At 72.6% G+C, this 13286-nt stretch carries 14 protein-coding genes; 12 read left to right on the forward strand and 2 right to left on the reverse strand.

Annotation, left to right across the window (positions count from 1 at the left end; genetic code table 11):
- Window positions 1–245 precede the first annotated feature (245 nt).
- The 11 genes from ACH4FH_RS26300 to ACH4FH_RS26350 all read left to right on the forward strand — a co-directional run bounded on the left by ACH4FH_RS26300 (window position 246) and on the right by ACH4FH_RS26350 (window position 10044).
- The gene (locus tag ACH4FH_RS26300; protein WP_398558365.1) at window positions 246–1496 is read left to right on the forward strand and encodes an NAD(P)/FAD-dependent oxidoreductase; all 1251 of its coding nucleotides are present in this window, start codon (window positions 246–248) and stop codon (window positions 1494–1496) included.
- 369 nt (window positions 1497–1865) lie between these two features.
- Window positions 1866–2036, forward strand: a complete 171-nt coding sequence (locus ACH4FH_RS26305; RefSeq protein ID WP_398558366.1) for a hypothetical protein — start codon at window positions 1866–1868, stop codon at window positions 2034–2036.
- A 307-nt stretch (window positions 2037–2343) separates the two neighbouring features.
- Window positions 2344–2580, forward strand: coding sequence for a DUF5133 domain-containing protein (locus ACH4FH_RS26310; RefSeq protein ID WP_398558367.1), 237 nt, complete (start codon window positions 2344–2346; stop codon window positions 2578–2580).
- A gap of 67 nt (window positions 2581–2647) precedes the next feature.
- Window positions 2648–3613 (forward strand): LLM class F420-dependent oxidoreductase, encoded by a 966-nt coding sequence (locus tag ACH4FH_RS26315; protein ID WP_398558368.1) that lies wholly within the window; start codon window positions 2648–2650, stop codon window positions 3611–3613.
- Between the two features lie 94 nt (window positions 3614–3707).
- Entirely contained in the window at window positions 3708–6092 is a 2385-nt protein-coding gene (locus ACH4FH_RS26320) for a phosphoketolase (RefSeq protein ID WP_398558369.1), read from the forward strand.
- A 127-nt stretch (window positions 6093–6219) separates the two neighbouring features.
- Window positions 6220–6396 carry a hypothetical protein gene (locus ACH4FH_RS26325; protein ID WP_398558370.1) on the forward strand — a complete coding sequence of 59 codons (177 nt, stop codon included), beginning with the start codon at window positions 6220–6222 and terminating at the stop codon, window positions 6394–6396.
- A complete protein-coding gene (locus ACH4FH_RS26330) occupies window positions 6393–6884 on the forward strand; it encodes a monovalent cation/H+ antiporter complex subunit F (RefSeq protein ID WP_398558371.1) in 492 nt (163 codons plus the stop codon). Before ACH4FH_RS26325 ends, ACH4FH_RS26330 begins: the two co-directional genes overlap by 4 nt.
- Window positions 6877–7143: a hydrogenase subunit MbhD domain-containing protein gene (locus ACH4FH_RS26335; RefSeq protein ID WP_398558372.1), complete on the forward strand. Its 267-nt coding sequence runs from the start codon at window positions 6877–6879 to the stop codon at window positions 7141–7143. The genes ACH4FH_RS26330 and ACH4FH_RS26335 overlap by 8 nt, the downstream gene beginning before the upstream one ends.
- A 2-nt stretch (window positions 7144–7145) precedes the next feature.
- Entirely contained in the window at window positions 7146–7898 is a 753-nt protein-coding gene (locus ACH4FH_RS26340) for an MnhB domain-containing protein (protein WP_398558373.1), read from the forward strand.
- Window positions 7895–8242, forward strand: a complete 348-nt coding sequence (locus tag ACH4FH_RS26345; protein ID WP_398558374.1) for a sodium:proton antiporter — start codon at window positions 7895–7897, stop codon at window positions 8240–8242. Before ACH4FH_RS26340 ends, ACH4FH_RS26345 begins: the two co-directional genes overlap by 4 nt.
- Window positions 8239–10044 carry a complex I subunit 5 family protein gene (locus tag ACH4FH_RS26350; protein WP_398558375.1) on the forward strand — a complete coding sequence of 602 codons (1806 nt, stop codon included), beginning with the start codon at window positions 8239–8241 and terminating at the stop codon, window positions 10042–10044. Before ACH4FH_RS26345 ends, ACH4FH_RS26350 begins: the two co-directional genes overlap by 4 nt.
- A 54-nt stretch (window positions 10045–10098) precedes the next feature.
- Here ACH4FH_RS26350 and ACH4FH_RS26355 read toward each other — a convergent pair whose 3' ends face one another.
- Window positions 10099–10758: an endonuclease gene (locus tag ACH4FH_RS26355; RefSeq protein ID WP_398558376.1), complete on the reverse strand. Its 660-nt coding sequence runs from the start codon at window positions 10756–10758 to the stop codon at window positions 10099–10101.
- Between the two features lie 244 nt (window positions 10759–11002).
- Between ACH4FH_RS26355 and ACH4FH_RS26360 the strand changes: the two genes are divergently transcribed.
- A complete protein-coding gene (locus ACH4FH_RS26360; RefSeq protein WP_398558377.1) occupies window positions 11003–12103 on the forward strand; it encodes a cation diffusion facilitator family transporter in 1101 nt (366 codons plus the stop codon).
- A 48-nt stretch (window positions 12104–12151) separates the two neighbouring features.
- Here the strand turns inward: ACH4FH_RS26360 and ligD are convergent, their stop codons facing one another.
- Window positions 12152–13078, reverse strand: coding sequence for a non-homologous end-joining DNA ligase (gene ligD / locus ACH4FH_RS26365; protein ID WP_398558378.1), 927 nt, complete (start codon window positions 13076–13078; stop codon window positions 12152–12154).
- Between the last annotated feature and the right edge of the window lie 208 nt (window positions 13079–13286).

Raw genomic sequence — 13286 nt, forward strand, 5'->3', positions numbered from 1 at the left:
CCGCGCAGTCCGTTCGAATTGTAACCTTCGCAGCTCACAGCCCCGCGGGAGGGGTGAGAGTGCCGGAGGGGGCGGTGCCGGACAGCCGTGAGCCCGGGCCACGGGCACGGGCCCGGCACAGGCACGGCCACACCATCAGCGGTACCTCACGGGCCCGTCGCCGGGGCTTGATGAGTGGCACAACCCGGGCGCACGCGACAGCGTCGTCCCGCCCGGGGCAGGGCGACGAAGGAGCTGAGCCGGACATGGCCGGGAACACCGCATTCATGATCGCCGGAGCCGGTCTGGCCGGCGCGAAGGCCGCGCAGACACTGCGCGCGGAGGGCTTCGACGGGCCCGTCGTACTGCTCGGCGAAGAGCAGGAGCGGCCCTACGAACGCCCTCCGCTGTCCAAGGGCTACCTCATGGGCACCGCGGAGCGGGAAAGCGTCTACGCCCACCCGCCCCACTGGTACGCCGAACACGACGTCGAGCTGCGCCTGGGCACCACGGTCACCGGCATCGACCCGGCCGGGCACACCCTGACCCTCGACGACGGCAGCCGGCACGGCTACGCGAAGCTGCTGCTGACCACCGGCTCCGCCCCGCTCCCCCTGCCGGTGCCCGGCGCGGACTTCGGCGGGGTCCACTACCTGCGCCGCCTGGCGGACAGTGACGCCCTCAAGGAGACCCTCCGCACCGCCGGCCGGATCGTGGTGATCGGCGGTGGCTGGATCGGACTGGAGACCACGGCCGCCGCCCGCGCCGCCGGCGTCGAGGTGACACTGCTGGAGATGGCCGAGCTGCCCCTGCTGCGGGTGCTGGGCCGCGAGGTCGCTCAGGTCTTCGCCGCACTCCACACCGACCACGGCGTCACCCTGCGCTGCGGCGTCCGGGTCGCGGAGATCACCGGCGCCGGCGGCCGGGCGGACGGCGTGCGACTGGCCGACGGCACCCACATCCCCGCGGACGCGGTCGTCGTCGGCGTCGGCATCGCGCCCTGCAGCGGCCTTGCCGAAGCGGCCGGTCTCGACGTGGACAACGGCGTGCTGGTCGACGCGCAGCTGCGCTCCTCCCATCCGGACATCCACGCCGCAGGCGATGTCGCCAACGCCTTCCATCCGCTGCTGGGCCGGCACCTCCGGGTCGAGCACTGGGCCAACGCCCTGCACCAGCCGCAGACCGCCGCCAGAGCCATGCTCGGCCAGGACGTGAACTACGACCGGCTGCCCTACTTCTTCACCGACCAGTACGACCTGGGCATGGAGTACACCGGCCACGTCGAGCCCGACGGTTACGACCAGGTCGTCTTCCGCGGCAACCCCGAGGCCCGCGAGTTCATCGCCTTCTGGCTCTCGGACGGCCGGGTACTGGCCGGCATGAACGTCAACATCTGGGACGTCACCGACCCGATCCGCGCGCTGGTGACCAGCGGCCGCAGGATCGACCCGGGCCGTCTGGCCGACGCGAGCGTGCCGCTGGCCGATCTGCTGGACGCCCCCGGCACGGCCGCGTGAGCCCACGGCCGGGACCGGCGCGCCCGAACCGCGCGCCGCGCCTCGGTCGACGAATCAATCGATCTTGAGTCTTTTACCCGGACGGCTCACGGGCAGGAGGCCGGTACGGGGGAATCCCCGGCGGGTGCGCCCACCAGGTCTCCGGGGCGGCCGATCCGGGATCCGACGCACCATGGAGGGGCAGCGCCCCTCCCCCGGCACCAGGCCGGAAATGCCCGGAAGCACCCCGGGAAGCGTCCGGAAGACCGCCGCTCCAGGAGCGCAGGAGAAACCGATGGACCAGGCCGACGAGAGCAAGAAGGCCCACGAGGCCGACGGGAACAACGGAACCAACGGAACCAACAAGGCCAACGAGGAAAGGCGGTCGCGATGACCACCGAACCGAACCCCGACGGGCCGGGGCCCGTGCCGAGCGAACCGAGCCCCCTGCCGCGCGACCCGCGTCCGCCCGAGTCGGAACCGGACGAGCCGGGCCCTGATCCGGTGGAGCCGCCCGGCGCCACGCCGGACCACCATCCGGCGCCCGAACCCCCCGACTGACCCAGCCGAATGACACGGATCCGGCGGCGGTCCTCGTCCGGTTGCAGGAGCCCGGTGCGCGGCGCAAGGTGAGTATGCCTCCCGGCCTCAGGGCGCGGGTAGGGCCCGCCGCCGCCGCGCTCAGGCGCCACCTCCGGTCGGCGATACAGGTCATGACGGCCGCTGCGAATGATGCCGGCCGGGCAGTTGCCCGGCCGGCATCACTCGCGGCACGCCCGTCGTACACCCCCTCGGTTCGGCCGCGCTCACCCACGCGCGCCGACAGGGCTGTTCCCGGTCATCCGGGCCGACGTCGGGAGAAGACAGGATGCTGCTGCCGGACAGGACCGTCCTCACGTCGCTTCTGCGGCGATACCGGGTGTGGGAGCGCCTGGCGCTCGCGGAGCCGCTCGATCCGACCCGGCGCCGCCGCTTGGAGGACGTCGCCTACACCCTGTGCGTGCTGATGGGGCACCGCACGGCCCGCGAGGCGATCATCGCGGCGGAGAACTACCTCGCGCGGGGCACACCGCGGGCCGCCGGCTTGGCCGGCGAACGCCGCTGACGGTGCGCCCGGGTGCGGTGCGGCGGTCGGTGCGTTTCGGAAGCCGCGGAACGGCTAGGGGTATTCAATGGTGCAATTCGGATACACGATGATGACCGAACAGGCGGGCCCGCGGGACCTCGTCAGCCATGTGGTCGGCGCCGAGCGGGCCGGCTTCGACTTCTCGGTCACCTCCGACCACTACTTCCCGTGGCTGGCCTCCCAGGGCCACTCCCCGTACGCCTGGAGCGTGCTCGGTGCCGCGGCGCAGGCGACGTCGCGCATCCCGCTGATGACGTTCGTGACCTGTCCCACGACCCGCTATCACCCTGCCGAGGTCGCGCAGAAGGCCGCGACCATGCAGCTGCTGTCCGGCGGGCGTTTCCGGCTGGGCGTGGGGTCGGGCGAGAACCTCAACGAGCATGTGGTGGGCCAGGGCTGGCCCGCGGCGCCCGTCCGGCTGGAGAAGCTGGAGGAGGCGATCGAGATCATCCGCGCGCTCTTCGAGGGCGGCAACGTCACCTTCCACGGCAGCCACTTCGACGTCGAACAGGCCAAGCTCTGGGACCTGCCCGACGAGCCGGTGCAGATCGGCGTGGCCGTGTCGGGCGAGCGGTCCTGCGAGATCGCCGGCCGTCTCGGTGATCTCGTCATCGCCACCGAGCCCAGGAGCGAGCTGCTGGCCTCCTTCGACCGGCACGGCGGCGCCGGGAAGCCCCGCATCGGCCAGCTTCCGGTCTGCTACGACCCCGACCGCGAGGCGGCGCTCGCGCGGGCCCACGACCAGTTCCGCTGGGCGGTCGGCAGCTGGCCGGTCAACGCCGAGCTGCCGGGCCCTGCCGGTTTCTCCGGGGCGACCCGATACGTGCGGCAGGAAGACATCGCGGACGCGATCCCCTGCGGCGACGACGTCGGCCGGTTCGTGGACGCCGTACGCCCCTACGTGGACGCGGGTTTCACGGAGGTCGCCCTGGTCCAGGTCGGCGGCGACCACCAGGAGCCGTACCTGAAGTGGGCGGAGACCAAGCTGCTGCCCGCACTGCGCGACCTCTGAGGGCCGCGGCTCGCAGTGTTCCGGACAGCGCAGCGGGCGCCACGCGGTGCCCGCTCCCGCCGTGTCCGTCCATGCCAGTTGATGAGGAGATGAGATGCGCGACGCAGAGACAGCAGCGGCGAGCCCCCTCGACCCCGCGGAGGTCACGAGGCTGGACGCCCACTGGCGCGCCGCCAACTACCTGTCCGTCGGGCAGATCTACCTGATGGCCAACCCGCTGCTGGAAGAGCCCCTGCGCCCCGAACACATCAAGCCGCGCCTGCTGGGCCACTGGGGGACGTCTCCCGGGCTCAACCTGGTGCACACGCACCTCAACCGCGTCATCGCGGCCCGCGATCTGGCCGCGCTGTGCGTCTGGGGCCCGGGCCACGGCGGCCCCGCCGTCCTCGCCAACTCCTGGCTGGACGGCACGTACTCGCAGACATATCCGGACGTGAGCCGCGACCGGGCGGGGATGGAGCGGTTCTTCCGGCAGTTCTCCTTCCCCGGCGGCGTCCCCAGCCATGTCGCGCCGGAGACCCCGGGGTCCATCCATGAAGGCGGCGAGCTGGGCTACTCCCTGGCCCATGCCTACGGCGCGGCGTTCGACAACCCGGATCTGTTCGTCCCCTGTGTGATCGGCGACGGCGAGGCGGAGACGGGGCCGCTGGCCGCCTCCTGGCACACCACGAAGTTCCTCGACCCGGTGCACGACGGCGCGGTCCTGCCGATCCTGCACCTCAACGGCTACAAGATCGCCAACCCGACGGTGCTCGCCCGGATTCCGCAGGACGAGCTGGACGCGCTGCTGCGCGGCTACGGCCACGAACCGCTGTACGTCAGCGGCGACGACCCCATGGCGGTGCACCAGGATCTGGCCGCCGCCCTGGACACCTCGCTGGACCGTATCGCCGCCATTCAACGCCGCGCCCGGGACGAGGGCGTGACGGAGCGGCCGCGCTGGCCCATGATCGTGCTGCGTACGCCCAAGGGCTGGACGGGCCCGAGCGACGTGGACGGGCTCCCGGTCGAAGGCACCTGGCGGGCGCACCAGGTGCCGCTGTCCGGCGTCCGCGACAACGCCGACCATCTGCGGCAGCTGGAGACCTGGTTGCGCTCCTACCGGCCGGCCGAGCTGTTCGACGCGACGGGCGCGCCGCGGCCTGACGTGCTCGCCTGTGTGCCCGAGGGGACGCGCCGGCTGGGTGCCTCGCCGCACGCCAACGGCGGTCTGCTGCTGCGCGACCTGCCGGTGCCGCCCCTGGAGCGGCACGCGGTTCTCGTCGACAAGCCGGGCTCCGCCGTGCACGAGCCGACGCGGGTGCTCGGCGGTCTGCTCGAAGCGGTCATGGAGGCCACCGCGGAGCGCCGCGACTTCCGCGTCGTGGGCCCCGACGAAACCGCCTCCAACCGTCTTCAGGACGTCTACGAAGCCACCGGGAAGGCGTGGCAGGCCGAAATCCTCGGCACCGATGAGCATCTTTCACGCGACGGGCGGGTCATGGAGGTGCTCTCGGAGCACCTGTGCCAGGGGTGGCTGGAGGGCTATCTCCTCACCGGGCGCCACGGGCTCTTCTCCAGCTACGAGGCGTTCGCCCATATCGTCGACTCGATGGTCAACCAGCACATCAAATGGCTCAAGACCTCCCGGCAGCTGCCCTGGCGGCAGCCCATCGCCTCCCTGAACTACCTGCTGACCTCGCATGTGTGGCGGCAGGACCACAACGGTTTCTCGCACCAGGACCCAGGGTTCGTCGACCACATCCTGAACAAGAGCCCGGAAGTCGTCCGGGTCTACCTGCCACCGGACGCCAACACCCTGCTCTCGGTGGCCGATCACGCGCTGCGCAGCCGGGATTACGTCAACGTCATCGTGGCCGGCAAGCAGCCGAGCTTCGACTGGCTCACCCTTGAGCAGGCCCGCGCCCACTGCGCCCGCGGCGTCGGCGTCTGGGACTGGGCGGGCACCGAGGACGGCAGCGGTGACCCGGACGTGGTGCTGGCCTGTGCGGGCGATGTGCCCACCCAGGAGACGCTGGCCGCCGCGGACCTGCTGCGCCGGCAGCTGCCGGAGCTGGCGGTGCGGGTGGTCAACGTCGTCGACATGGCGCGGCTGCTGCCCTCCGGGGACCACCCGCACGGCATGCCGGACTCCGAGTACGACGCGCTGTTCACCCACGACCGGCCGGTCATCTTCGCCTACCACGGCTATCCCTGGCTGATCCACCGGCTCACCTACCGCCGCACCGGACACCACCAACTGCACGTCCGGGGCTACAAGGAAGAGGGCACCACCACCACGCCCTTCGACATGGTCGTCCGCAACGACCTCGACCGCTACCGCCTGGTGATGGACGTCATCGACCGGGTGCCCGGCCTCGCCGTCCGGGCCGTCGCACTGCGGCAGGAGATGGCGGACGCGCGGACCCGCCACCACGCGTGGATCCGGGAGCACGGCACCGACCTGCCGGAGGTCGCGGACTGGTCCTGGACCGGCTGACGCCGCGCCGGCGGGGGCCGGCTCCGCCCGCGCCCCCGTCGGAGTGATGCGCGGCGCGGTGACCGGGCGCCGGGAGCCGCGCATGTGAGCCTGAGGCCGGGGTACCCGGGCGGCAGGAGGTGGGCGGATGAACCAGCGGATCGCGACGGGTGCCGAACTCCTCTGCTGGTGGGCGGCGTTGACCGGCCTCTGGCTCGTGCTGATCTCCACCGTCGACCGGCTGGAGTGGCTGGTCGGTGCCGCCTCCGCGTTCCTCGCCGCCTGCGCGGCCTGCGGGGCCCGGCGGGCGGCCGGCCGCCGGTGAACGGCTGGACCGCGGCGGGCACGGCGCTGCTCCTGTGCGGCGCCGCGCCGGCGGCGGTCGGCGCCGCCACCGGCCGCGTCCGGCGCAGGGTCCCGGCGCAGAACCTGACGACCACTCTGGTCGCCCTGGTCATCCTGCTGTTGGCGCAGGGCTACGACCGCACCGCCTACCAGGACCTGGCGCTGGTTCTCGCGGTGCTCGGCCCCGCGGGGACACTGCTGTATGTGCGGCTGCTGGCGGACGAGCTGGCCGCCGCCCCGCCGCGCCCGCGCCCGCTGCGGGCGATGACGTGGCTGTGCTACGGCTCCGTGACCCTGGTGGTGCTGCCGCTGTGCGTGGTCACCGGACCCGGCCGTGCCCTGGTGAAACTGCTGTTCATCGGGGCGCTGTTGCTGTGGGGCAGCTGGGTCTCGTCCCGTGCGGTGACCGCCGCGGCTGCCACCGGCCACGGGCTGGGCGGGCCCGCCGAAGGGATGTCGGATGGCTGATCTGCCGCTGTTGCTCGGACTCGTCCTGGTCGCCGCCGCCGGGACCGCCACCGTGCTGGTGCGTGACCCGGTGCGCCAGTCCTTCCTGCTGTCCCTGCTCGGCCTGGCGCTCGCGGTGCTGTTCCTGCTCCTCCAGGCGCCCGATGTCGCGCTCTCCCAGCTCGCGGTCGGCTCCGCGCTGACTCCGCTGATGGTGCTGCTGTCCGTACGCAAGGTGCGCCGACGGGCGCGCAGTGAGAGCCGGGAGGAGCACGAGTGAGCATGACGCTGCGGCGTTGGGTGCTGGCCGTCGGCGCATTGGGTGTGGCCGTCCTCTTCGTCGCGGCCTGCTTCGATCTGCCGCGGTTCGGCGGGGCGTGGCATCCCTACGGCGAACGGGCCGTCCGCGCCGCCCTCGACCACCGCACCGCCAACTCCATCGCGTCGGTGAACTTCGATCAGCGCGCCTTCGACACCCTCGGGGAGGAGACCATCCTGTTCGGGGCCGTGCTGGGCACCGTGGTGCTGCTCCGCCAGACCCGCGACGAGAACCGGCGGCCGCCCGAGCCGTTCCGGGTCGCGCGGCCGGTGCGCCGCTATGCGCTGATGGCGCTGCCCGTGGCCCTGCTGGTCGGGCTGTACATCGTCGCGCACGGCCAACTCAGCCCCGGCGGAGGATTCCAGGGCGGATTGGTCGTCGCGACGGCGCTGCACCTGCTCTACATCGCCGTGGACTACCGCGCGCTGGAGCGGATCCGGCCGATCGGCCTGTACGAGGTCGCGGACGCCGCGGGCGAGGCCGCCTACATCCTGATGGGCGCGGCGGCGCTGGTGGCCGGATCGGCGTTCCTCGCCAACTTCCTCCCCTTCGGCACCTTCAACACCCTTTCCTCGGGCGGCACCGTGCCGCTGCTCAACGCCGCCATCGGAGTGGAGGTGGCGTGCGGGGTCGTCGTCCTGCTGGCCCGCTTCCTCGACCAGGCCGTCGAGATCGAGGACGACGCCCACGGCGAGAAGGCGGAGGCGGGCGAATGAGCGTACTGCCCTATGTCATCGCGGGGTGGCTCTTCCTGATCGGCTGCTACGGGCTGGCCACCAGCCGGAACCTCATCCACGCCGTGGGGTGCCTGGCCGTCTGTCAGTCCTCGACGTACGTCCTGCTGCTCGCCGTCGGCTACCGCGACGGCGCCACCGCACCGGTGTTCTCCGACATCACGCCGGGCTCCCGCCCCGTCGTCGACCCCGTCGTGCAGGCCCTGGTCCTCACGGACGTGGTGATCGGGGCGACCGTGACGGCGCTGTTGCTCGCCCTGGTCATCCAGGTCGCCAAACGGCACCGCACGGTGGACCCCGATGAGCTGTCGGAGCTGCGGGGGTGAGCGTCGCGGGGCTCCTTCCGCTGATCGTGGCGATCCCGCTGCTCGGGGCGGCGCTCCTGGTCGGGGCGGGCCGGCGGCTGCCGCGGTTCGCCGCCGAGGTGGCGGGGTGCCTGTTCGCCGGGGGCACGGCCGCCGCGGCGCTCCTCGCGCTGAGCGGCACGGCGGGCCCCGCGGGACGGTCCGTCGAGTGGCTGGGCGGTTGGCGTCCGCACGGTGGCGCGAGCGTGGGCATCGTGCTGGTCGGCGACCACATCGGACTGGGCCTGGCCGCCCTGATCTCGCTGCTGGTCCTGGCCGCCCTCGTCTACGCCTGGCGGTATTTCGACGAACCGCCGGTGCGCCACGCGGGGTCGTTTCCCGCCCTGGTGCTGCTCTTCCAGGCGGGCATGTGCGGCTTCGTGCTCACCGGTGACCTCTTCAACGCCTTCGTCTTCTTCGAGCTGATGAGCGTCGTCGCCTACGCGCTGACGGGCTACCGCGTCGAGGAGGCCCGCGCGGTCCAGGGCGGCCTGGTCTTCGGCATCGTCAACTCCCTCGGTGGCTACACCACATTGCTGGGCATCGGCCTGCTGTACGCGCGCACCGGTGAACTGGGCTTCGCGCAGATCGGCAGCCGTCTCGACGCGCACCCCGGCGGCCCGGACGCCCTGGTGACCGCCGGCTTCGTGCTCGTCGTCACCGGTCTCCTGGTCAAGGCCGCGGCGGTGCCCTTCCACTTCTGGCTCGCCGACGCGCACGCGGTGGCCCCGACGCCCGTGTGCATGCTGATGTCGGCGGTCATGGTCGAACTGGGCGTGTACGGCACGGCCCGCGTCTACTGGACGGTCTTCGCCGGTCCCGGCGGCGTCCCGGCTCCCGACGCGCACCGCGCGCTGCTGGCCCTGGGGGTGCTGACGGCGGCGCTCGGCGCGGTGATGTGCTGGCTGCAGCGCCACCTCAAACGCCTGCTGGCCTACTCCACCGTCGCGCACACCGGCCTGTTCCTCGTCGGACTCGCGGTCCTCACCCCGCAGGGCCTCGGCGGTGTGGCCCTGTACGTGCTGGCGCACGCGGGCGTGAAGGCCGCGCTCTTCGCCTGCGTCGGCCTTCTCCTGGACCGGCTGGGGAGCGTCGACGAGCACGAGCTGCACGGCCGAGGCCGCGGACTCCCCGGCCTGGGTGTGCTGTTCGGGCTCGGCGGGCTCGCGCTGGCCGGGCTCCCGCCGTTCGGCACCGCGTTGGGCAAGGCCGTCACGGAAGAGGCGGCGGGCGGCTGGGCGACCGCGCTGTTCGTGCTGGTCTCGGCGGCCACCGGCGGGGCGGTACTGCGCGCCGCCGCACGGGTGTTCCTCGGGCTCGGCCCGCGTCCGGCCGAAGCAGCCCACGAGACCACCGGCAAGGAGGAGGAGCCGGAGACCCGCGGCGGCCGGCTCTCCCGGATCCCGGACACCATGCTCGCGGTGCCCGCGGTGCTGCTGGCCGGCGCGCTGGCGGTCGGCGTGGTGCCCGCCCTGCTGCCGCCCGTGGGCCGGGCCGCGGACGCCTTCACCGACCACGCCGGCTACGCGGCGTCCGTCCTGCGCGGCGGCGCGGCGGCTCCGGTGGCCACGCCGCCGCCGCACTGGTCGGCGACGGGCGTCCTGTGGGGGCTGCTGTCCGCCGTCCTGGCGGTGGCGCTCGCCGCGCTTGCGGTGCGAGCGCCGGTACGCCGCGAGCCCGCCGGGTGGACCGGACCGCTGCGCCGCCTGCACTCGGGCCATGTGGGCGACTACGTCGCCTGGTTCCTGGCGGGCATCACCTTGGTCGCGGCGCTGATCGTGTGAGGTGTGCGGCCGAACGCGGGCCCGTCGCGCGCGAACCCGGCGGGCGTGGGGCGGTCACTTGGCGGAGGCCGGCAGCACGTCGTCGACGACCGACCGGTCCAGCGCCGCGCGCACCAGCGCCGAAGCGAAGGCCGCGGCGTCGTCGTCGGTGACCAGGCGGGAGAGCTTCTCGCTGTCCGCCGGCAGGCCCAGCCGCTCCGCGCCCTGCACGGCCTTGGCATCGAGGTACGGCGCGAGTTCGGTCCAGACGTGCTGCACCTCGCGGAGGAAGATGTCCGCACCCGCGGGGCCGAGGCCCGGCACCTCCTGGAGCACGCGGCGCAGCGCGTCGAGATCGCCGTCGGCCGCGTCCCGCATGCGGCGGAGATCGCCGCCGTACCGGTCCAGCAGAAGCGTGGCCCCGTCGCCGAGCTGGGTGGAGGTGCGCTCGTCGTAACGCCGGTAGCCTCCCGCGCCCAGGGCGTCGACGCGCTGCTGCCACGTCGCCTCCGCCATCCGGCGCGGGGTGCGCATGCCCGCGCCGAACAGAGCGCGTGCCGCGGCGACCGCCACCGACGCGCGAATGCGCGCGCTGAGGAGGATGGCCAGGACGAGTACCTGATAAAGCGGCTGAGGGGTGTCCCGCACGCGGATACCGGCTTCCTCGGCATACGTCCGGCCGTGCCGGTCCAGCAGAATCCGGGCAATTTCCTGCTGTCCACCTCGCCGGCTCACCGTGCGCCACCGCGCTTCCGGGCCGTGCGGAAATCCCCGCAGCCCTTCTCGCCGATCGCCGGAAAAACGCTCACGGTGCCCTCCATTGTCGCGGCATGCACGGATCCCTCCCTCCAGGAGTCCCCGGTTCGCGGACACGGAAACGGGTACGCGTCCTTGCGGCGCACAGGCGGCGCAAGGAATGTGCCGGCCGCACGGAGCGCAGCGCTCGCGCCGGCCGTCCGACCTCGGGGGGAGAAACCGCTTGTCCCAGCAGGCCGATACCACCGCCCGCTCCGGCGCGGCGCCAACGGAAGCGCGAGGGGAAGCGCCCGCCTCCGACGACTCCAGGACCGCGGTCACCGTCCTCGTCGCGCTGGCCGCCAACCTGGTCATCGCCGTAGCGAAGGCACTCGGTGGATTCTTCGCCGGCTCCCCCGCCCTGCTTTCCGAGGCCGCCCACTCCGTCGCCGACTCGCTGAACGAGGTATTTCTGCTCGCCTCGCTCAAGCGCAGCAAACGCGCCCCGGACGCCCAGCACCCGTTCGGCTATGGAAAGGAGCGCTATTTCTGGTCCCTGCTCGCCGCCGTCGGAATTTTCGTCATGGGCGGCTGTTTCTCCTTCTTCCAGGGCATCGAGGCCATTCGCTCGGGCAGTTCCGAAACCCGGAGCGGGTATATCGCCGGTCTCCTCGTGCTCGCCGTCGCGCTGCTCGCCGAGGGCTCCTCGCTCGTCCGTGCGCTGGTGCAGGTCCGCGGCCAGGCACGGAGGACCGGCCGCGGCATGCTCGCCACGATCCGCACGGGCGATGACCCCGCGCTGCGGACGGTGCTCGCCGAGGACTCCACCGCCTGCTTCGGGGTGCTGGTCGCCATGGCCGGCATGGGCCTGCACATGGCCACAGGCGACGTGCAGTACGAGGCGTGGTCCTCGCTGATCATCGGCGCGCTGCTGGTGTATGTGGCCTACCAGCTCGCCAAGGAGTCGCGCGGACAGCTCATCGGGGAGGCCGCCGACCCGGCGCTGCGGAAGGCGATTCAGGAGTTCCTGGACGAGCAGCCGGAGATCGACACGGTGACGATGCTGCTGACGATGCGGATGGGCACGCAGTCGACGCTGGTCGCGGCCCGTATCGATCTGGTCGGCGGGCTCGACAGCGAGGAGGTGGAAGAGGTGCTGGTGCGGGTGAAGGGGCAGTTGCACCAGCGGTGGCCGGTCGCCGACCAGATCTTCCTCGACATCACCGATGCCTCGCCCAGGGACCGGGCGCGGGCCCGGCTGGAGCGCAAGCGCCTCGACGAGGCGGTGGCGGCCGACGACGCGGGGACCTCCGGGCCGGAGAGCACGGAGGACAGCCGGCGCTGACCGCGCAGGTGCCTCACCGGTCGTACGAACCACCCACCCGCTGCCCGGTCACCGCAGGCCGTCCAAGCGCTTCGCCGCGGTTTTCAGGGAGCGGCCGCGGCTCGTCACCTCCGCCCAAGGGCGCGACCGCGCCTGCCGCAGCACCCCCTCGACGTCCCTCAACGACCACCTCTGCGCGGTGAGTTCGGGGTCGTCGAGCTGCTGCCTGCTGATCGGCGTGGCGACCGGGGCGCCCGGCTTCGGCCGCACCGACCAGGGGGCGACGGCCGTCTGCGCGTAGGCGTTGCGCTGCACGTCGAGGTAGAGCCGGCCCTCGCGGGCCTGCTTGCGGACTGCGGTGGTGAGGCGGTCCGGGTACCGCCCGGCGAGCACCTCGGCCGTCTGCTGGGCGAAGTCCCGAACGGTGTCGAAGTCGCTCTTGCCGTCGAGCGGGACGGTGATGTGCAGCCCCTTCGAGCCGGTGGTCATCAGGACGGCCGGCAGCCCGAGTTCGTCGAGCAGCTCCGTCAGGTGGCGGGCCGCCTCGCGGACGGCCTCGAAGTCGGGGCCGGGCGGGTCGAGGTCGAACACCAGCCGGTCGGGGTGGTCGGGCCGCTCGGCGCGGGAGAGCCAGCGGTGCAGCGTCAGACACGCCTGGTCGGCGAGGAAGAGGAGGGTCGCCTTGTCGTCGCAGACGGTGTGCGTGACCGTCCCGCCCTCTTTCGTGACCGTCTCGCGCCGGATCCAGTCGGGGTAGTGGGCGGGGGTCTCCTTCTGCATGAAGTGCGGACCGTCGAGGCCCCCGGGAAGCCGCTCCAGCATCAGGGGCCGCCCCCGCAGGTGCGGCACCATGAACGCCGCCACCTGCTCTTGGTAGCCGACGACGTCGGCCTTCGTCAGACCGTCGTCGGGGAACAGCACCTTGTCCGGCCGGTGGATCTCCACGGTGCGGCGACCCGCCCGCACCTTTTCGGTGCCGGTGTCCTTATCACTCATGCCGGCCGGGGTACCCGCTCGGCGGGTGCGTACTCCCGGCGGACGGGTGGCCCCGCGGTCCGTGCCGCACACCCGGGCGGGCGGTTTCGCACCGCCCCCGAACGCGGAAGGCATGGAGCCACGTCGCCCGGGAACCCGAGGGGCGTAGGGCGAAGAACGCCGGAGCGACGCGTGTCCGCGCCATGGGCCGCGATCGCTGCCGAGTCGT

The sequence above is a fragment of the Streptomyces sp. NPDC017993 genome (assembly GCF_044328065.1).
Classification (GTDB): domain Bacteria; phylum Actinomycetota; class Actinomycetes; order Streptomycetales; family Streptomycetaceae; genus Streptomyces.